17 protein-coding genes and 1 pseudogene are annotated in these 19,309 nt (G+C 48.0%); 6 read left to right on the forward strand and 12 right to left on the reverse strand.

The annotated features are described in order from the left end of the window. Positions 1 to 76 precede the first annotated feature (76 nt). Both ACFQO0_RS05500 and ACFQO0_RS05505 read left to right on the forward strand, forming a co-directional pair. On the forward strand, positions 77 to 694 hold the full coding sequence (locus ACFQO0_RS05500; protein WP_382233008.1) for a chromate transporter: 618 nt from the start codon (positions 77 to 79) through the stop codon (positions 692 to 694). Then, positions 691 to 1,275 carry a chromate transporter gene (locus ACFQO0_RS05505; protein ID WP_382233009.1) on the forward strand — a complete coding sequence of 195 codons (585 nt, stop codon included), beginning with the start codon at positions 691 to 693 and terminating at the stop codon, positions 1,273 to 1,275. The genes ACFQO0_RS05500 and ACFQO0_RS05505 overlap by 4 nt, the downstream gene beginning before the upstream one ends. Positions 1,276 to 1,307: 32 nt before the next feature. Here ACFQO0_RS05505 and ptsP read toward each other — a convergent pair whose 3' ends face one another. The 8 genes from ptsP to ACFQO0_RS05545 all read right to left on the reverse strand — a co-directional run bounded on the left by ptsP (position 1,308) and on the right by ACFQO0_RS05545 (position 9,167). After that, complete coding sequence (gene ptsP, locus ACFQO0_RS05510; protein ID WP_382234039.1) at positions 1,308 to 3,056, reverse strand: phosphoenolpyruvate--protein phosphotransferase; 1,749 nt, start codon at positions 3,054 to 3,056, stop codon at positions 1,308 to 1,310. A 106-nt stretch (positions 3,057 to 3,162) separates the two neighbouring features. Next, entirely contained in the window at positions 3,163 to 3,432 is a 270-nt protein-coding gene (locus ACFQO0_RS05515) for an HPr family phosphocarrier protein (protein WP_382233011.1), read from the reverse strand. Positions 3,433 to 3,464: 32 nt separating this feature from the next. Beyond that, positions 3,465 to 3,872, reverse strand: coding sequence for a PTS sugar transporter subunit IIA (locus tag ACFQO0_RS05520; protein ID WP_382233012.1), 408 nt, complete (start codon positions 3,870 to 3,872; stop codon positions 3,465 to 3,467). 66 nt (positions 3,873 to 3,938) lie between these two features. Beyond that, positions 3,939 to 4,892 (reverse strand): glutathione synthase, encoded by a 954-nt coding sequence (gshB, locus tag ACFQO0_RS05525; protein ID WP_382233013.1) that lies wholly within the window; start codon positions 4,890 to 4,892, stop codon positions 3,939 to 3,941. Positions 4,893 to 5,028: 136 nt separating this feature from the next. Further along, positions 5,029 to 6,327, reverse strand: coding sequence for a glutamate--cysteine ligase (gene gshA, locus ACFQO0_RS05530; RefSeq protein ID WP_382233014.1), 1,299 nt, complete (start codon positions 6,325 to 6,327; stop codon positions 5,029 to 5,031). 203 nt (positions 6,328 to 6,530) lie between these two features. Further along, positions 6,531 to 8,054 (reverse strand): ammonium transporter, encoded by a 1,524-nt coding sequence (locus ACFQO0_RS05535; protein ID WP_382233015.1) that lies wholly within the window; start codon positions 8,052 to 8,054, stop codon positions 6,531 to 6,533. Between the two features lie 10 nt (positions 8,055 to 8,064). Beyond that, on the reverse strand, positions 8,065 to 8,403 hold the full coding sequence (locus ACFQO0_RS05540; protein WP_112990278.1) for a P-II family nitrogen regulator: 339 nt from the start codon (positions 8,401 to 8,403) through the stop codon (positions 8,065 to 8,067). Positions 8,404 to 8,429: 26 nt separating this feature from the next. Next, positions 8,430 to 9,167 (reverse strand): TorF family putative porin, encoded by a 738-nt coding sequence (locus ACFQO0_RS05545; RefSeq protein ID WP_382233016.1) that lies wholly within the window; start codon positions 9,165 to 9,167, stop codon positions 8,430 to 8,432. Between the two features lie 232 nt (positions 9,168 to 9,399). Here ACFQO0_RS05545 and ACFQO0_RS05550 point away from each other — a divergent pair, with 232 nt between their 5' ends. The 4 genes and pseudogenes from ACFQO0_RS05550 (at position 9,400) to ACFQO0_RS05565 (ending at position 12,451) form a co-directional block, all read left to right on the forward strand. Then, the gene (locus tag ACFQO0_RS05550) at positions 9,400 to 9,654 is read left to right on the forward strand and encodes an accessory factor UbiK family protein (protein ID WP_382233017.1); all 255 of its coding nucleotides are present in this window, start codon (positions 9,400 to 9,402) and stop codon (positions 9,652 to 9,654) included. 149 nt (positions 9,655 to 9,803) lie between these two features. After that, the gene (locus ACFQO0_RS05555; RefSeq protein ID WP_382233018.1) at positions 9,804 to 10,157 is read left to right on the forward strand and encodes an aminoacyl-tRNA synthetase; all 354 of its coding nucleotides are present in this window, start codon (positions 9,804 to 9,806) and stop codon (positions 10,155 to 10,157) included. Positions 10,158 to 10,197: 40 nt separating this feature from the next. After that, a pseudogene (locus ACFQO0_RS05560) lies at positions 10,198 to 11,344 on the forward strand (YifB family Mg chelatase-like AAA ATPase); the annotation flags it as partial. Between the two features lie 597 nt (positions 11,345 to 11,941). Then, positions 11,942 to 12,451: an HAD domain-containing protein gene (locus tag ACFQO0_RS05565; protein ID WP_382233019.1), complete on the forward strand. Its 510-nt coding sequence runs from the start codon at positions 11,942 to 11,944 to the stop codon at positions 12,449 to 12,451. Between the two features lie 136 nt (positions 12,452 to 12,587). Here ACFQO0_RS05565 and ACFQO0_RS05570 read toward each other — a convergent pair whose 3' ends face one another. The 4 genes from ACFQO0_RS05570 to ACFQO0_RS05585 all read right to left on the reverse strand — a co-directional run bounded on the left by ACFQO0_RS05570 (position 12,588) and on the right by ACFQO0_RS05585 (position 19,294). After that, on the reverse strand, positions 12,588 to 13,088 hold the full coding sequence (locus ACFQO0_RS05570) for a hypothetical protein (protein ID WP_382233020.1): 501 nt from the start codon (positions 13,086 to 13,088) through the stop codon (positions 12,588 to 12,590). Between the two features lie 142 nt (positions 13,089 to 13,230). Beyond that, entirely contained in the window at positions 13,231 to 14,223 is a 993-nt protein-coding gene (locus tag ACFQO0_RS05575) for a DUF4238 domain-containing protein (protein WP_382233021.1), read from the reverse strand. A 501-nt stretch (positions 14,224 to 14,724) separates the two neighbouring features. Beyond that, a complete protein-coding gene (locus ACFQO0_RS05580; RefSeq protein ID WP_382233022.1) occupies positions 14,725 to 18,435 on the reverse strand; it encodes an SIR2 family protein in 3,711 nt (1,236 codons plus the stop codon). 292 nt (positions 18,436 to 18,727) lie between these two features. After that, on the reverse strand, positions 18,728 to 19,294 hold the full coding sequence (locus tag ACFQO0_RS05585) for a phospholipase D family nuclease (RefSeq protein ID WP_382233023.1): 567 nt from the start codon (positions 19,292 to 19,294) through the stop codon (positions 18,728 to 18,730). Positions 19,295 to 19,309 lie beyond the last annotated feature (15 nt).

The raw sequence follows: 19,309 nt of genomic DNA on the forward strand, positions 1-19,309 counted from the left end.
GCAAATGTAACCATTTGCGTGATCCGCCTGCGTGTGATTACCGCAGTCGGCACTGACTTTTTCACTCAGGAATTTAATGAGCATCTCGCCAAATAAATTTCCTTCTACTCCAGGCTGCGATCCTGAAGGCGCTGCGCCTTGCAAAGCAAGACCGGATTCTCGGCTTGACCTTTTCTTATCATTTACGCTGCTCGCGCTACAGGGGTTTGGCGGCGTCATGACTATCGTGCAACGTGAACTGGTCGAAAAAAAGAAGTGGCTGACACAAGAAGAATTCATTGAAGACTGGGCTGTCGCGCAGGTCATGCCGGGGCCGAACGTCGTCAATCTATCGATCATCATCGGCGGACGTTACTTCGGCTTGCCTGGCGCGCTATCGGCATGCGCTGGCATGTTAGTCATGCCACTCGCCCTGATTTTGCTGATTGCAATCCTGTACGCACCCTATGCCAACCATCCTGGCGTCGCCCGTGCCTTGCGGGCGATGGGCGCGGTCGCCGCCGGATTGATTCTGGCAACCGGCTTCAGATTGAGCGGTGCGCTCAAGCGAAATACGATGGGCTTGCGCATCTGTATAGGCTTGGGCTTACTGTGCTTTATCGCCGTTGCCTTGTTGCGACTACCTTTGGCCTATCCTTTGTTTGGCCTGGGCATTGTCGGCTGTGTACTTGCTTATCGAAAGCTGACGGCATGAGCGAGTCGATTCATTTGTCTTTGCAAGCAAGCGACTGGCTGCATATATTTCTGCATTACATGTCGCTATCACTGCTTTCAATCGGAGGTGCGCTTGCTACGGCACCCGAGATGCACCGCTATCTGGTTGCGGATCAGCACTGGTTGAGTGAAGCGCAATTCAGCTCATCGATCACGATTGCGCAGGCGGCACCTGGTCCAAATATCTTGTTCGTTGCGTTAATGGGATGGAATATCGGCCTGAATACAGGCAGCATGGCAAGCGGACTGCTTGGAATGGTACTCAGCATGGTCGGCATTCTTTTACCGAGCACTGCCTTCACTTTTTTGGCGACGCGTTGGGTACATCGCAATCGGGATATGCGTGCGGTACGCGCGTTCAAATCAGGAATGGGGCCGATCGTCGTCGGTCTGATGTTTGCCACCGGCTGGATACTGGCAAGCATACATGACGTGCCATCCACAGACTGGCCGCTATGGCTACTGACGGCAGCAACGATCGTGCTGATATTGAAAACCCGGATTCACATTCTGTGGTTGCTGGCTGCCGCTGCGTTACTGGGATGGCTGGGAGTCGTGTAAGACGGCCTGAAAAAACTTCTGGACGCGACGACTTACAACAATCGTAAACGTTCGACTGCCTCGGTAATTGCCTGCGGCTCAAACAGACGCGTAATTTTGCGCGTAGCCGGTATCAACACATTCAAATCACTATTCAATATTTCATTCTTCACTGCGAGCAATTGCGATGGGTGCATGGAAAATTCACGCAAGCCCATGCCCAGCAATAAACGCGTCATCTGTATATCACCGGCCATTTCACCGCAAACCGAAATCTCGATTCCGGCTTTTTCGGCGATCGCAATCGTGGTCGAGAGCAGATACAACACGGCCGGGTGCAAAGGGTTGTAGAGATGCGCAACCTCATGGTCGACCCGATCGATGGCCAGTGTGTACTGGATCAAGTCGTTGGTACCAATAGACAGAAAATCGAGCCGCTTGATGAACAAGGGAAGCGTCAGCGCAGCAGCGGGAATTTCAATCATCGCGCCGATCGGCAGGATCGGGTCAAACTTGATTTTTTCTTCACGCAATTGTGCTTTTGCCTGCGCAATCATCAACAAGGTTTGATCGATTTCAAACGCATGTGCCAGCATAGGTACCAGTAACTTGATCGGGCCAAATGCGGATGCGCGCAAGATCGCGCGCAATTGCGTCATGAACATTTGCGGTTCGGACAGGCAGAAGCGAATAGCGCGCAAACCCAGTGCCGGATTGAGCGCGGTCTGCTCCGCAAAATCCATCGGCTTGTCGGCACCGATATCCAGCGTACGTATCGTGACCGGACGCCCTTTCATCGCGATCACTGCTTTTTTATAGGATTCGAATTGTTCATCTTCGGACGGCAGTTTGTGCGCGTGTCCAGTGCGGCCCATGAACAAAAATTCGGAGCGGAACAAGCCGATGCCATGCGCACCCGCATCCATTGCATGCGCACAGTCGTCAGGAAATTCAATGTTAGCCAGCAGAGTGATCGCCGTGCCATCCAAGGTCAGCGACGGCATTTTCTTCAACTTGCCGAGTTTTTTCCGCTCGCGTATCTGGCGCGCCTGCTTTTCACGATACTGGTCAAGCACCACCGAGGTGGGTGCGACCACCACCACACCGGCATCGCCATCAATGATCAGCCAGTCACCTTGCTCTATCAATGTTGATGCATTGGATACGCCCACCGTCGCCGGAATATCGAGGCTGCGCGCAACGATGGCTGTATGTGAGTTCTGTCCACCAACGTCAGTGATAAATCCGCTGAAGGCACGATCACGAAACTGCAGCATATCGGCAGGCGAAATATCGTGCGCCACGACGATCATGCTGGCGACACCTTCCGCAGTATCGACTTTCGGCAGGAAGTTCGCACTACCGGTCAGTGCTTTCAGTACACGTTCACCGACCTGTTGAATATCGGCTTTGCGTTCACGCAAATAAGTGTCTTCAATTTCTTCGAACTGCGATGACAATTCTTCAATTTGTGTAACCAGTGCCCATTCGGCGTTGTAATTACGCGAGCGAATGATATCGAGCGGCATTTCGGAAATCATCGGATCCGACAGGATCAATGCATGTACGTCGATGAATGCACCCAATTCTGCCGGGGCGTCTTTCGGCAAATCATTCCAGATGGTTTGCAGCTCGGCATGTACGGTAGTTATCGCGCATTGCAGGCGGGCGACTTCGGCTTCTACCTGATCATCCGCGATCAGGTAATGCTGCACATCGAGCGCGGCAGGGGCCAAGATGTGCGCGCGACCGATCGCGATACCGCGGGATACCGGGATGCCATGTAGCGTAAAGGAAGTCATCAAAATCAGGTCCAGTCCGTGTCAGTAAAACTGAAGGCAATGTGAAAAACAGACCAGTGCAGACACGCAAGACGCGTGTCATTTGCTCCGGCTTGATTATTCTTGATTACTCGCCTTCACCGAACTTGTCTTGAATCAGCAATTCGAGCGCGTCGAAGCATTCTTTTTCATCCGGGCCATTGGTTTCCAGCATGACCCTGGAGCCCTTGCCGGCCGCCAGCATCATCACGCCCATTATGGACTTGGCATTAACGCGACGCTTGTTCCGCGTCATCCAGACTTCGCTTTGGTATTTTGCGGCGAGCTGTGTCAGTTTGGCAGAAGCGCGTGCGTGCAGACCCAGCTTGTTGATAATCTCGATTTCTTGTTCGATCATTTTTCTTATAAGAATTATTTACATCAAATTAATCAATTCGCCGAGAGTCGTACACGGTTATCTACCCTGACCGCGCCTCCTTGACCACCGGCCAATGCCATTTCCACCACAACATCCAAAGTATCGTTCCGATACGTAATCGCACGCAACAACATCGGCAAGCTGATTCCGGCTATCACGGCGACATTTTCAACATTGCACAAACCCAGTGTGCAGTTCGATGGTGTGCCCCCCATGACATCGGTGATCACCAGTACGCCGGAGCCATCATTCAGTCCAACAATAGCTTGCTTGGCTAATTGTTCGACCTCGCAGGTATCCTGATCGGCCGTGACGTCTATTGCCTCCAGCCTTTCCGGGCGCGAACGGAACACATGGGTAGCCGCAGAGATAAAGGCTTGCCCCAACGGTGCGTGCGTCAATAACAGGATACCAACCATCAGCTTTATTTCACCCGAATATTTGCATCAGCTTGCGCAAATTTTGCAGCAAGGCATTTGATTGTCTTACGAATTCCACGAGTCTATCTGCTGCTCCAGCGCATTGACAAACATGGCGGCAACATCAAAGCCGGTTTGTTGCTTGATTTCCTGGAAACACGTCGGGCTGGTAACATTCAATTCCGTCATGTAGTCGCCAATCGCGTCCAATCCTACCAGTAACAAGCCTCTTTTTAACAGGACGGGGGCCAAGGCTTCGCCGATTTCACGATCGCGTGCCGATATTTCGCGCGCTACGCCGACACCGCCGACCGCAAGATTACCGCGAATTTCGGTTCCTTGCGGAATGCGCGCCAGGCAGTAAGGTACGACTTGACCACCGATCAGCAAAATCCGTTTGTCGCCCTGTGTAATCTCTGGAATATAGCGCTGCACCATGATGGTTTGACGACCATTATCAGTGAGCGTCTCTATAATGGAACCGAGATTCAACGCATCGTCCATGACACGGAAAATTCCGGCACCACCCATGCCATCCAAGGGCTTCAGGATGATATCGCGATGCTCATCATGAAACGCCCGCACCCGCGCAGCTTCGCTAGTCACCAAGGTCGGCGTGATGTAATGCGGGAACTGCGCAATCGCGAGTTTCTCATTGAAGCTGCGTATGGCTTCCGGCTTGTTGAATATACGTGCGCCTTGCTGTTGTGCCAGCTCAAGCAGGTAAGTCGCGTATATGTATTCCATATTAAATGGCGGATCCGTACGTTCCAGGATCGCATCGAAATCGGTCAGATCCTGCGCCTGCGGCACATCTAGCCGGTACCAGTTAACAGGGTCGCCGGTCAGCGTCACGCGCGCACTATTGGCCACCAACTTGCCGCCGTCAAACGCCATATCCTTGTGCTGAAATACATGGATGGCATGACCGCGCCGCGCCGCTTCAGCCATCATTGCGTACGTGCTGTCCTTGTAAATCTTGAAACCATCCAGTGGGTCACATATGAAAGCTATTTTCATCCGGCATGCCTCGAAAAATCATCCTGCCCTGCCATTCTGGCAGACAGTTATTTAAATGTAAGAAAACTGCTGCGACATGCGTTGCCTGCCAACTTCTTGTAAGGCCTAGCGACGCGAGAGCGACAAGCATGAAGCATTAATACACTTCCGGATTCGGATCGGTTTTTTCCATTTCCAGCGAAGCCGCCAGCAAAGCCAGGCGCGCAACGACACCGTACATGTAAAAACGATTCGGCGCAGCCGTGCCCGGCTTGGCCTGATAATCCGGCAAGGCATGTTGATGTGCAAATGCCAGTGGCACGAAATGTGCGCCTGGCGCATTCAGGCTTTCATCATTCCCGCGCTCGGCATGAACACGATAGAAGCCGCCCACCACGTAGCGATCGATCATGTAGACGACGGGCTCCGCGACTGATTCATTGATATGCTCGAAAGTCGGTACGCCCTCCTGGATCATCACGTCCGTGACTTCCAGTCCATCCTTGACGACAGCCATCTTGTTGCGCTGCTTGCGGTTTAAATCCTTTAACTCGCTCGCATCGTGTACGGTCATGATTCCCATGCCGTAGGTACCCGCATCGGCCTTGACGATCACAAATGGTTTTTCCTTGATGCCGTATTCCTTGTACTTCTTGCGCATCTTTGCGAGCAGAGTATCGACATTCGAGGCGAGGCAATCCGCACCGACATTTTCATTGAAGTTGACGCCTTCGCACTTCATGAAATACGGATTCAGCATCCATGGATCGACATCGATCATCTTGGCAAATTTCTTCACCACTTCATCATATGCCGCAAAGTGATTGCTCTTGCGTCGCACCGCCCAACCGGCATGCAGGGGCGGCAGCAGGTTTTGTTCGTTGATGTTTTCCAGTATGGAAGGCAACCCTGAAGACAAATCGTTATTCAACAAAATTGTGCAGGGATCGAAATTTTTGAGGCCGACGCGACGACCATTATGCGAGCGCTCCAGCGGCTCCAGCGTCAAGGTCGTACCATCCGGCAGTTCGATCGGCGTCGGTCCGGTCACATCCGGATTAAGCGAACCCAGACGCACGTTCAAACCGGTTTGGCGGAAGATTTGCATCAGACGGGCGACGTTTTGCAAATAAAAGGTGTTACGCGTATGGCCTTCTGGAATCAGCAATAGATTCTTGGCGTCAGGACAATATTTTTCAATCGCGGCCATCGCGGCCTGCACCGCCAAAGGCAGCATTTCCGGAGAAAGGTTGTTAAAACCACCAGGAAACAGATTGGTATCAACCGGAGCCAGCTTGAAACCGGCATTGCGCAAATCGACCGAACAATAAAAAGGCGGCGTATGTTCCTGCCACTCCATCCGAAACCAGCGCTCGATGGCTGGAGTAGCCGTGAGAATTTTTTTCTCAAGGTCGAGCAACGGACCGTTCAAGGCCGTGACGAGATGCGGAACCATATAAACCTTTTTGCTGAACTATCGTTAATTGACGCTGATTTTAAACGGGAAACAGTCTTCGCGCCTTGGACTCGATCGCCATATCCGCTCAATTTGGCATTCTTAGATTAGGGCTGAAGTGCAATTTTAAAGCCCCAAACAAAAAAAGCGCCCCGCAAGGAGGCGCTTTTGCATGCCCGCTTGCGCGGGCCGCGAGAAACAGATTACGAGTGGTAAGCGGACTCACCGTGGCTGGTGATGTCCAGACCTTCGCGCTCTTCTTCTTCAGGAACGCGCAAGCCAATTACCAGATCAACCAGTTTGAAGGCGATGAAGGCAACTACAGCGGACCAGATTACTGTGGTGATCACGCCCTGGGTTTGAATCCAGACTTGACCCATGATCGAGTAATCAGGAGCGACAGCGTTCGCAACATAGTCGTACACGCCAGAGCCGCCAAGTGATGGCGCTGCAAATACACCGGTCAGGATCGCACCGAGAATACCGCCCACGCCATGCACACCGAACACGTCGAGCGAGTCATCTGCGCCCAACAAGCGTTTCAGACCATTCACACCCCACAAGCAGACGATACCAGCCAGCAGACCGATTACCAGTGCACCCATTGGGCCGACAAAGCCTGCAGCAGGTGTAATCGCAACCAGACCAGCAACCGCACCGGATGCGGCACCCAGCATTGAAGGTTTGCCTTTAGCCATCCATTCGCCGAAGGTCCAGGTGCAAACTGCAGCAGCTGTAGCCAACAGAGTATTGACGATTGCCAAAGCCGACAGGCCGTTTGCTTCCAGACCTGAGCCTGCGTTGAAACCGAACCAGCCCACCCACAGCAACGAAGCACCGATCATGGTCATGGTCAGCGAATGAGGAGCCATTGCTTCTTTACCGTAACCAACACGTTTGCCGATAACGTATGCACCAACCAAGCCTGCGATAGCAGCATTGATGTGAACCACGGTACCGCCAGCGAAGTCGAGTGCGCCTTTTGCGAACAACCAGCCGGAGACAGCAGTTGCAGCTTCAGCAGCAGCAGCATCTGTGTAAGCATCAGGACCAGGCCAGAACCAGACCATGTGAGCCATAGGCAGGTACGAGAACGTGAACCACAGGACCATGAACAACAGGACTGCAGAGAATTTCACGCGTTCTGCGAACGCACCGACGATCAGGCCGCAAGTAATCGCTGCAAACGTAGCCTGGAAAGCGACAAAGCTGAACTCAGGAATCACGACGCCTTTGCTGAAGGTAGCAGCAACGGTTTCAGCCGTAATGCCCTTCAGGAACAAGCGATCGAATCCGCCAATGAACGCGCCACCTTGTGTAAATGCCAGCGAGTAGCCGTACACGCACCACAACACCACGATCACCGAGAACACCATGAAGACTTGCATCAACACGGATAGCATGTTTTTCGAGCGAACCAAACCTCCGTAGAACAATGCCAAGCCAGGGATCGACATCATGATCACGAGGATGGTTGCAATCGACATCCATGCCACATCGCCTTTATTCGGCACAGGTGCCGGTGCGGCGGCTGGCGCTTCTGCTGGAGCAGTTGCGGCCGCGGCCGGAGCAGGTGCGGCTGCCGGAGCTGCAACGGCTGGTGCCGCCACTGCTTCAGTTGCAGCCGGAGCGGCCGCTTCTTCAGCAATTACCGGCGCCGAAAAACCCACGGCAACCAACAAAGCACCAGTAGCCAGGGCGCTTGCGAATATTTTTTTGATACTCATCTCATTCCCCTTAAAGTGCTTCTTTACCGGTTTCACCGGTGCGGATGCGGACGACTTGCTGCAGGTCATAGACGAAAATCTTGCCATCGCCAATTTTGCCGGTTCTTGCCGCGGTTTCGATTGCCTCGATCGCACGATCAACGATCGTGTCATCTACGGCAGCTTCGATTTTCGTTTTAGGCAAGAAATCCACTACGTATTCCGCACCGCGATACAACTCGGTATGACCTTTTTGGCGACCGAAGCCTTTGACTTCAGTCACGGTAATGCCTTGAACGCCGATCGCAGACAAGGCTTCCCGCACTTCATCCAACTTAAAGGGCTTGATAATGGCGGTAATCAGTTTCATTTGAACCTCTTACGTTATTTTTTAAATTAGAAAGCTTTGGAAATCGACAATACGGCCGATGTATCACCCAGCTTTTTCGATTTTCCGCTTGGGGCCGTCGTCAAGAGATCACCATCAATGTCTGTAGCAACAACTGCCAGACCAATCGTTGCGAATCCGAAATCACGGGAAAGGGAAATTTTATAATCTTGGTAATCTGACGCGCTGTTGTTCTTTACTGTTGTCTTGCCGATATGCAAACCCAATGTGGTTTTATCTGCAACTTCAAAGTTGGCGTTCAATTCAAGATAGTCGGAACCATCACTATTAGCGACGCCGAAAGCATCACTGATCGCGTAGCTGTATTTTGCGGTGAACCATTTATAGGTGCCTGCAACGTACAGTTCGGTTGTATCGTATTTTTCGCCACCAGTAACTTGCGCACCTGGATAGTAGTAATACAAAGCGCCTACATCAGCAGTGAAGTCTGGGGTGATCGCGAATTTGTAACCTGCATACAGATCCATTTCAATCGAACCATCTGTGTATGAATTGCCGCTAACATTCGAGTTCCAGTTGCCGACATAGAAGCCGCTCGAATGCGCGTAGTCAAAGCCGCCTTGAACGGTTGGCTGTTTAAATGTTTGCGAAATACCACGGAAACGGTAATCTGTTGCTACAGTCAGGTTGCCTGTGAAGGTATGTTCTGGTGTTGCAGCTTCTTGTGCGTTAGCAACGCCAGCAAATGCACCCATTACAGCGACTGCAAGAATCAGTTTTTTCATGATATTCCCTTTAAGAGTTAAATATAGAAACCAAACGTTGGTTGTCCTCAGGTCTACATTTAGCAGGACTCATGCCAGCTTTATTCAGTGAAATGTATTATCATTTTTACTATTAATCCTTACCCGATACTATTTTCTTAAACAGTCCAAACATATATGCGCACCTTTATGGAGCATATGAACACGAATCGCACTTCAATGGTGCCAAATTAAACACTCTTTGCGAGGAAAAATGGAAAAGCCTAATTTTTTTAACGATATGCAAGACAAGATCAATCAGGTTTTAGAGAACTCGCCTGTCAAAGACATTGAAAAAAATGTAAAAGCGATGATGAATCAGGGGTTTTCCAAGCTGGATCTGGTTACGCGCGAAGAATTCGATGTGCAAGCGCAAGTACTTGCCACTACTCGCGCCAAGCTGGAAGCGCTTGAGGCACAAGTCACCGCGCTGGAAACCCAATTGAAAAACAAGGGGCCACTGGCTTAAATTGCATCAAATGCGCGTTCGGCATCTGTATTTATATACTTGCCGAACGGCGGGCCTTATTTCGCTCCGCATTACCTTCCATTCACTCGTTTTTTATTTTTTGCAAAAACGAATAGGGTTATAAAAACTGCAAGGAGCGCGTCATGCGCATGAGCGACGAAGAGTATTTTCGCAGTTGTGTAGCCCAGGAACGTCATTTGGCGCAATTACGCGGGCACCACAACATAGAAGAATTCTATGAAAGCGCGGGCTCATTGTGGGAAGACAACCAGGTCTTACCCAAATGGACGCGCGACTGGAAAGCTTGCGGTCCGCTTATTGCAGAATACGAACTCGTCATCTGTTATCAAGACCTGCCCGGCGATCCGCACGGCAAGGCTATTCATATCGGCACCACAGTTGTGCACTATTCCGATCATCCGAGTAACGATCAGGCAATGAGATACGCAATCGTCAAAGCGGCCATTGCCCATCTGGAACACACCAGGCATTGCAAACACTGATTACAGCATCCACTGAACCGCAGTAATTTCAAGGAGTGTCATGAGCCTAGCCGTTTTGACGAGCCGTGCGCTGGCAGGAATGCAAGCGCCAGAAGTAACGGTAGAGGTTCATCTTGCCAATGGTTTACCTTCATTTACGATCGTTGGCTTGCCGGAAACCGAGGTCAAGGAATCGAAAGATCGCGTGCGGGCCGCTTTGCAGAATGCAGGATTTGAATTCCCCGCGAGACGGATCACGGTCAATCTGGCGCCAGCCGACTTGCCAAAGGAAAGCGGCCGCTTTGATTTGCCGATCGCCCTCGGCATACTGGCAGCATCTGGCCAAATGCCTGCAGAGACGCTAAGCCAATATGAATTTGCTGGTGAGCTTTCTCTGTCCGGCGAATTACGTCCGATCCGCGGCGCACTGGCGATGACGTTTGCGATGCATCGCAGCGGTGACAAGAACGGCAAGCAACGCGCTTTTATCCTGCCGCGCATGAATGCAGATGAAGCGGCATTGGTGCGCGACGTAACGATCTTTCCTGCTGATTCTTTATTGCAGGTTTGCGCACATTTCGCCGCAATGGATCCGGATGCTCGTTTGACACGCCACATCGCAACGCCAGTAAGTGAACGCCCACATTATCCCGACCTGTCGGATGTAAAAGGGCAGGCACAAGCAAAGCGCGCATTGGAAGTCGCGGCGGCCGGTGCGCATAGCTTACTGATGGTAGGACCTCCAGGCACCGGCAAGTCAATGTTGGCGGCACGTTTTGCCGGCATCCTGCCACCGATGACCGATGATGAAGCATTGGAATCTGCGGCGGTGCAATCGCTGACCAGTGGCTTTACCACCGCGCGCTGGAAAGTGCGACCCTTTCGTTCCCCGCATCACACGGCATCCGGCGTTGCGCTGGTAGGCGGAGGGGGAACACCACGACCGGGAGAAATTTCGCTGGCGCATCGTGGCGTCCTGTTTCTCGACGAATTACATATTAGGTAGCCGGACTGTACTGGAAGTTTTACGCGAACCCTTGGAGTCCGGACACATCACTATTTCACGCGCTGCGCGACAGGCAGATTTCCCCGCGCGCTTCCAGTTGATTGCGGCGATGAATCCCTGCCCTTGCGGTTACTTCGGCCACCCATCCAACAAATGTCGGTGCACGCCTGATGTAATTGCGCGTTATCAGTGCGCATCATCAAAGATAAGCCAAATAGAGATGCCAATATAATCAATCAATTAGCGACGTTTGGCTTTATGAACTTTATCTTCATTTCATCTAAGTTAAGCCAAAAAATGTAAGTGCTTTTGTCGCACTAGTTTGGAACGTCTCTTTATCCAAATGAAAGCGGTATGCACCACTGCATTACCAATGCCGTATGTCAAAAATTGGCAAACTTGCGGATTGCAAGTTCCTCGCTATAACACTCTCATTTTCTACAAATCCATTGTAACTACCAATTGGCCTGATTTTCAGTTGTCTCATAACCTTGGACAAATTTTGAAATTGTGGGAGACGATGTCAGATTTTCACGTTCCAGGAGAAGCCTATGCCGACATGGCGCACACGCTTAGTAACCCAACAAGATGACCTGAAAACTTTACTAATAACGACAAGTACAGCCCTTTTCTATTTACTGAGTGGTGCCCCCAGACATAATTCAGACTCCATGTATGTATGGGAACAATGGATAAAAATATATTCAACCCAATCTTGGAGTCACGTTACTGCTTCGGTCAGGAATGAGCATCTTGTTCTACGGCTTAACACATCGGCTTGAACGCTGGAACTCAATAAATGAATGCCCATCCATACTTCCGTCGTTTCATCTATCTGGATTTCGATTCAGTACTTCATCATGACTCTGTTTATATCCACCCTACAAAAGGTATTTACATACGTGAGCCAGGTTTCGCGTTATTTGAATGGATGCCAATCCTTGAGGAACTCCTGAAAGCTCATCCAAACGTAGGAATTATTTTGTCAACATCGTGGGTGCGAATGAAAAGCTTCAGCTATGCAAAAAGCAGGCTCAGCCCAGAACTACAGAAACGCGTGATAGGCGCTACCTTCCACAAAGGTCATATGAACAAAGAGCTATTTGCTCAGCTCACGCGAGCAAGCCAAATCCTTGGTGATGTATCTCGCCGTGGCTTGGGAGAGGACTGGATAGCTATTGATGACGAAGCAGAAGGATGGCCATTCATGTACGCCAGGAATCTCATACGTACCGGATGGGCAGGCATTAGTGACCCTGAGGTCCGAACCGAGATAGACACATGGCTGAACAAAAGGAACACAGTTTGATTTATAAGCGCATGTGTTTACGCGGTCATCGCTGGTTCATCCTCGGCAGTTGGAGCTACTGTTTCCTAATTGGTCTTGAAGCCTTCGCAACTGCGTAGCTTGGAAATCGGTTTCGCGTTTGACTTTAGATTTTTTGTCATTCTTGCTCCTCAACCACTTTTTTGATATTCCAATGATATTGAAGCAAAGCAAAAATATGTGATGGGCCCTTCTTATCCAACCACCCAATTATTGCGCACAATAAGAAATAGAACACCGCAAAAAACACTGGTTTAAACAATGCATCCGTAATTCCATCTCCACCCAATACGCCTGGCTTGCCCTTTCCAAAATGAATGGTGCCACACACATCAGGGATGATTAAGCTAATAAAACAAAGTGTAAGAATTACTCCAGCTGGCATTGCCCGCGACTGACCCCCGCTCCTTTTAATCAAATAAAAGAATAGTGCAAAGGCATAAAAAGGTATTAACTTTACTGAGTTATCAATAAATTCTGCTGTGTATAAAGTAAGACTTGTAGCTATAAATAAAATTACTGAATCGACATATCCGATGTTGTCCGATGTGCGATGAAGATAAAGAAAAGCGAGTACTGCCGGAATGTAAAAGCCATAACTTAACGAGATGTTTTCCACAGAATTTTCTATTTTGATGAATGTGACGTTGAATTATTTGGAAGGTTTGCTCACATTCCACTACGGGCAAGACAAAAACTACAAGAACAGTCTTCTTCATAGGTCGTCTTTAACAGAGTTCGTATTGCACGATGCCTCAGTCTTAAAAAGTCTGAATTTGATTATTATTTTTCTTAGATTTTTTGTTCATATTCCAAGTTGGCGGTTTTAGATAATTACAAATAAGATTTTCGCTATTATCGTCGCATGCCCAGACAAATTTGTTTGCGTGTGAAATGGATTCAATGTTCATTCTGCGAACAAGTGTTGTTTGCGATTCATTACGCAAAACAGACAAGATTTTAGGTTCATTTGTGGCGCAGAAAAGTAAGCGTGGCAAAAGGGGGATAGACATAAAGAAAATATCATTTAGCGCGCCTTCAACGTGCAATGGATGGTCACCTACGACAAGGCTTATTTCAGAGTCTGCCAATTCTATAAGACACCATGAAGAGTCAAAGATAGTTTTCGTGAGTTGCTCTGATTGAATGACGGTAGGAAGTGCCTGCCTTGCTGTATTACGACCGATTTGTTTCATACTGTCTAATACTGCTTGAGCATTCACCGCACTTGCATGTTTTTCATATTCAGTCTGAGGCGCTGGTTGCTGAGAAATTTTATCGACTTGCGCCTTAATGAAATCTTCGGTCGCTCTTTCGGATAACCGATGTAGGATATTTGGTACGCGCACCCATTGAGCAATAAGCCACCTCGTCCAGAGCATTTTTTGCTCTAGCGTCAGATGTTCGAAGCTCTTTTTTTCTCTCAGTAACTTGAAGACGACGCCGACGGGGTCATCGATAAACTTAGTAAAGAATTGAACCTCAAGAGAATTATCAAAGACTTCTTCATATGCGGCTTTGTTTCTATCAATTCCGTCTTGTGTCTTGTGCGGTACGCTGAGTTCGAGGGAATAGAAATTCGGAAGAAAGCCCGTGCTGCCTGCACCTACTGATTTGGAGTTTAGTTTGTTAGGAAGCCAGCTGTATTCGATTAACTGAGATGAATCCGGCTTGTGCCAAGCTGCTAAGTAAGCCCGGGCGACGATATGGTGCGCAACATGTGTTTGTTTTTTGACCAAAGCTACTATCCTCATTAATGCTTTTCGCGATGTATTCCCATCGTATCGGACCTACGTCACACGCACCGTCATAAATACATATTCTCGGCGAGTTTCTTATCAGCCCACAGGGCATCGACAACGACCAAAATGGGGTTAATCATGCTCGTTTATAACGACGTCATAAGAAAATTCAGTAGGAAGCTTATTACATTAGCTAATTAATTCCCAAGTACTCCTGCCAATCTCGCGAAGGAATATGCCTCCAGTTTCTCGCTGTATAACCTGAACATGTAGCCTGAACTTTGTTCCTAATGGATATGCATGTCGCATGGCTTTTGAGCATTGGACTCTAATAGTTTGTGGAAAAGTTTGTCCTTCAATAGGACGAACTCGAAATGATGCTGATGATTGCTCTCCGATATTCAAAAATGTTTCAACAATTATTTCCATATCGTTTCGCGTATAAGCACAACAAAGCAGCATCAATCGTGGTAATGGCCTTAAAGAGTTAATGCAACAGTTGTGGTTCTCGACTCAATATGGATGATGGTCAAGGTGTTCTCGAAGTCGCCGCATTCTATTGTTGTTTGAAAATTCAGGATTCACTTCCTCAATTTTTTTCAAAATAGAGGCGACTTGTGTTGATGAACCTATCGTCTCATCACCGATAGCGGCATTAACCAGCGACAGCATTTCCGACGGATGATTTGTGGACATCCGTATGAAAGCATCCGTCAAAGAATAAAAGCTCGAATCACCGTGCGTCAAATTAGTCATAAATGGAAGAATAGTTGATACGCATTCAGAAAAGTTTTCTTCATTTTCAATTGCTATTTTCACCAAAGCTGAAGATACACGTGGGCTCTTATATTTCAGCTCTCTTGGCCAGATGTTACGTAAGAATCTTTTTTGGAACCCCTTCCAGCTGCCGCCGTCAGATAGTCGATAGAGTACGTTCACCCGACCATTGTCATCAGTCTTCTGAAGTATTTCTCGCGCCTCAGCTTCCGTCAGATATTTGCCTTCTTTAGCTTTTCCATTGCAGTAATGGAGGAAGTGGCTGTGCAACTTGTTACTCAAGTCTTTACCCCATGGCCATTTGGAGAAATGCCCAAATATAGCCAAAAAGTCTGGTTTCACCATAGCGAAAAGACTTGGAGTCAGAGTGTAGGGGAGATACATGAATCCATTCCATGCCGCTTCATGGTTTTCATCGTCGCCGCGTAAACTAATAACGAGATTTTCTTTGGTCCATTTGGGGAAACGATAGTTAAACCAAAGGAGTTCAGTAATGCCTAAGTTGATGAGAATTTTTCGAGATTCAGCAGTCGCGTTCAGTGCCTTATCCAACTTTTTTACATATGCAAGTTTGAGCGACTTATTTGCTGCCATTCGTTCGTCAGAATAAATCGTAATCAGCGTTTTCAATATGTTCCCTAGCGGGGCGTTCGATATATATCCACGCAATCCTTGACGCTTGTTCTGCAGAGTATTTATTTCTCCGCAAGAGATGGTGACGAAATGTTCAAATGCTTTGTCCCAAATGGCCATTGCTTTGACAAGGTCAGCTTTAGCGATAACGGGAAGTGTTTTACCCAAGAAAATTGCAATTGAATGTCGTAATTGATGAAAGACGTTCTCCGGCATCCGAAAAGCTCGCTCTATTACGCACAAGCACAGACGATGCGGAGTATCTTGAGTAAGGAGGCCAAACAAGTCTTCCCATAGTTCGATGGGATATTTATCCCTTTTCATCGCATAAGCCAATGCCAGATAAGCACGCGCGCATCTAGCATTAATCAAGCCTTCAAATGGCTTATTGATAATTAATGAAAAATTTCCGGAGGTTTTTGAATTTTCTAAAATGTTGACGATTTCGGAAATTGGAGCATTTAAGAGAAGGTCGGGCTTTGTATCTTTGGTTCTTCGCATGACTCTGGAAGTCGAATAGACGTTTCTCTCTGATAGAGGAGCCCAGTGCTCACTAGATTGCGCTCGTTTTATCAATGATTTGAAGGGAGCATCTAAATCGCAACCAGCCTCCTGCAATGCCAATAGAAAAGGACCAGAATATGCGACTTCATTCGATTTATTGTTCTCATCAGTTAAGCTAACATCTTCGTTGTGACCTCTACGGACAAATGCAAGTAGTTTGTTCCTGTCTTCATTAGAAACGCGGCCCCAATAGGTGGCAACAACCGGCACTACATACTGTGTATTCCTCCAGAAAAAAATTACGGGAAGTTTTTGGATGTTTTCGAGCACAGTATGTGGTTCCCATATTTCTTGGTGCCCCCACGCGTGTAAACGCAGCGGTGCGAAAAAATGCGGGTCTTCAAGCGACCAAAAGTTTACTTCGTTACGAGCATTTTCAGGACGGTACTGTGCAAGCCTTGTGTAAAGCTTCCTAAACCAATCGACATAGTTATAAAGTTTGTCATTTAACTGATGCGTACCGTAGCCGAGAAAGTCTGGATAATAATTAGACGAAGAATCGTCGGTGAGCGTTAGATATTCTTCGATGCACGAACGAAAAACGCGAACCACGTCCACTAGATTTTCATCAGGAATATCTATTTTTAATCCCGTCATATCAGGGAGGCGCACTGCTGTTTCGATAACCTTACTTCCGTCGGTCGGAGGCACTGCGTCGTAGCGTTTGACGATGGATACGGGCTTCAATGCAGCTTCGAATGAGCGTATCGTGCGTGAATTCCAGCCTTGAACATTAACTGCGTCTCTGAACCAAAAAAGTCGAACATCAAAATTTGATGGCTCGTCTTTACTTCTCTCTAAATAAGAACGCCATGCATCGAGTTGCTTATTTTCGCTAGAATCAAGATGTCTTAAACGGTTCTCAATCATGCCTTTCAATTGACTAGATAGGTTGTTTTTCCCAGCTAGCCACCATAAAGAAATGGGTTGGTCCAAAACTTGGACAAACCAAGCACTTAAGTATGCAAGGCGTACCGGCAGGGACGTATGTGACTCTGTGAGCCCTGTGGAGACGATTCGTCGTTCATCGCCGGATAACTCAGAAAGATAGTCTCTACCAGAAATAATAGTTTCTTCGGAGTCTTTCGCAAGATACACGTCGTCATCTAGGGCATAATTTTCCTGAGATGAATAGAGTTCGTCTTCAGATGAATATGGCTTCTTAAATGGTTTCCGATTACGAACTGAAGAATCAAAGACACAAAGCCATTCAGCGGGCGGCGGTGGCTTAGATTCAAAAAACATCTTAGCGCCTTCCACTGTGCTGATTGTGAACGCGACTTGTCCACGCTGATATGGTTTCAGCAGCGTTGGGGACTGCTGCGACATTTTAATTATTTCGCGCTGCCAGTCTTTGGGCTCTTCGGAATAATTAGCCCACGTTTTCAGTGTCTTCCAAAGAGCTGAGAATTCATCGAACGCAACTCCAGTTACCCCACGATGTAGCCAGTTATGGCTCACCTCTTCTGCAGAACCACGGTCGAAAGAATAGATTTTTGGCTTTACGCTGACTCCTCGCGCATGAAGACCTTCTAAGAGGTATCGTACCGGTGGGTCCTCAGCACTGTATCCGAGAAGGACAATTACATATTGCTGAGCAAGGTTTTTTATAAATGTGCTTGCCCAGCCATCCGCCAAGTACGCACGTCCGAAGTCAGCGCTACTAATAACTAAATTATCGGCTGCATGGGGATTGTTTGCGGTATCGTGCCACTTCCCATGCAAATAGACTACGCCATTAATTTGTTCGCCATTAAGCACTGATGGTAGCGTGGGCGGAACATAGCTTTTTACTTTACTGTCTGCTTGCTGAAATAGTAGGTCGAAGTTCGTAGTAACGACTTGAGGATTGCCGTCACGATTTCTGGACAGACGTAATATGTCTGCGTGGCCATCTACTTGTGCGTGCTTAGAAACAGTCACGGCACTCAAAACTTCATGCGCAACCGCTGATTTCCCATACTCTTGTTGCAGCAGGTAAAACGTCTGGTCTAGCGAAAAAGGTAGCTTAATTTTTTTGTCTCGAGGCGCATTTATTAATTGTTCGATTTGTTCGAGTTGTATACCCAAGGTGAGATTTGACGTCTTTGATACTCCAAATGTCCGCATGACATCGCGAGCTAGCTCCAAAAAACCCGGAAGTTTTGCTGGTACTGACACACCCGCTCCACAAAAAAATATCACTTCTCCTCGACGCTGCGACGAAATCAATTCATCAGGAACGTTTGGACCATTCTCATGAAAACGCATACTCCGACCTCTCGTTATTTTTCAATTGTTTTTATAGAGACAGGTTTTTATTTTACGCGTTGGCTGGGTTTGAAAAGGAATTTCGCGATGAGAAGCCAAATTAAGCAAGTTTTAAACTTCAATCTCAATTGTATGAAAACAGAGTTTTTTAGTTAGTGATGTATACATTGGTCTAAGTCAAACGATGCACAAATTAAACCGACCTCTAGGGTCGGTTTAATCGTTCGTCACGATTTCGATGTTCATCATTAAAATAGCGCATCACAAAAGCGCTCCGTACGGCAGTTGGCTTTTAATATATCGATTTATAAGGAGCTCCTTGACTCCACCTGCTGTTCCAATGCTTTTCGTATGAGGCAGCGACTTCGTTTCGATTCCAAATGACAATTACATTCTCACTATTGGATTTTGCAGCCGCAGCACTGTAATTGAAACTACCAGTTTGCACGTTCATACCGTCGGAGATTAGGTACTTATCATGGTGGATGGCATAACGTGAAATGGTCTTAGTCGGTATCTCTGAATTAACAAGCAAATTTAGTGCTGCCTGATTTGCCTTACCCTTGTTAGCTTTTTCATCAACAAGCACTTCAACATCGACTCCTCTTCGCTTTGCTTTTATTAAGGCGCGAACGATATTTGCGGAAGTAAATGAATATGCGGCGACTCTTAAACGCAGTTCAGAATTGTCGATGACCTTGATAACGAGTTTTTCAGCATCACCATCTGGGGAAAATGCAGTTTCAATTTGCCCTGACTTCGATTGCAAAGCGGAATTGAAATCACCTAATAAACTAGAAGTGTCGGCAAAAGCGCCGGTAGAAAACCACAAGCAAATAACTACAAATATTTTCGTCATTGATATTTCATTCGA

This window comes from Herminiimonas aquatilis (assembly GCF_042665175.1).
Lineage (GTDB): Bacteria > Pseudomonadota > Gammaproteobacteria > Burkholderiales > Burkholderiaceae_D > Oxalicibacterium > Oxalicibacterium aquatilis.

What these genes read in the sequence shown, in the direction of transcription:
- ACFQO0_RS05580 (WP_382233022.1), bottom strand. Translation starts at nt 18,435, where the DNA reads ATGCGTTTTCATGAGAATGGTCCAAACGTTCCTGATGAATTGATTTCG.
- ACFQO0_RS05555 (WP_382233018.1), top strand. Translation starts at nt 9,804, where the DNA reads ATGAGCGACGAAGAGTATTTTCGCAGTTGTGTAGCCCAGGAACGTCAT.
- gshB (WP_382233013.1), bottom strand. Translation starts at nt 4,892, where the DNA reads ATGAAAATAGCTTTCATATGTGACCCACTGGATGGTTTCAAGATTTAC.
- ACFQO0_RS05550 (WP_382233017.1), top strand. Translation starts at nt 9,400, where the DNA reads ATGGAAAAGCCTAATTTTTTTAACGATATGCAAGACAAGATCAATCAG.
- ACFQO0_RS05500 (WP_382233008.1), top strand. Translation starts at nt 77, where the DNA reads ATGAGCATCTCGCCAAATAAATTTCCTTCTACTCCAGGCTGCGATCCT.
- ACFQO0_RS05575 (WP_382233021.1), bottom strand. Translation starts at nt 14,223, where the DNA reads ATGAGGATAGTAGCTTTGGTCAAAAAACAAACACATGTTGCGCACCAT.
- ACFQO0_RS05505 (WP_382233009.1), top strand. Translation starts at nt 691, where the DNA reads ATGAGCGAGTCGATTCATTTGTCTTTGCAAGCAAGCGACTGGCTGCAT.
- ACFQO0_RS05515 (WP_382233011.1), bottom strand. Translation starts at nt 3,432, where the DNA reads ATGATCGAACAAGAAATCGAGATTATCAACAAGCTGGGTCTGCACGCA.
- ACFQO0_RS05535 (WP_382233015.1), bottom strand. Translation starts at nt 8,054, where the DNA reads ATGAGTATCAAAAAAATATTCGCAAGCGCCCTGGCTACTGGTGCTTTG.
- ACFQO0_RS05540 (WP_112990278.1), bottom strand. Translation starts at nt 8,403, where the DNA reads ATGAAACTGATTACCGCCATTATCAAGCCCTTTAAGTTGGATGAAGTG.
- ACFQO0_RS05520 (WP_382233012.1), bottom strand. Translation starts at nt 3,872, where the DNA reads ATGGTTGGTATCCTGTTATTGACGCACGCACCGTTGGGGCAAGCCTTT.
- gshA (WP_382233014.1), bottom strand. Translation starts at nt 6,327, where the DNA reads ATGGTTCCGCATCTCGTCACGGCCTTGAACGGTCCGTTGCTCGACCTT.
- ACFQO0_RS05565 (WP_382233019.1), top strand. Translation starts at nt 11,942, where the DNA reads ATGAATGCCCATCCATACTTCCGTCGTTTCATCTATCTGGATTTCGAT.
- ACFQO0_RS05545 (WP_382233016.1), bottom strand. Translation starts at nt 9,167, where the DNA reads ATGAAAAAACTGATTCTTGCAGTCGCTGTAATGGGTGCATTTGCTGGC.
- ptsP (WP_382234039.1), bottom strand. Translation starts at nt 3,056, where the DNA reads ATGACTTCCTTTACGCTACATGGCATCCCGGTATCCCGCGGTATCGCG.
- ACFQO0_RS05585 (WP_382233023.1), bottom strand. Translation starts at nt 19,294, where the DNA reads ATGACGAAAATATTTGTAGTTATTTGCTTGTGGTTTTCTACCGGCGCT.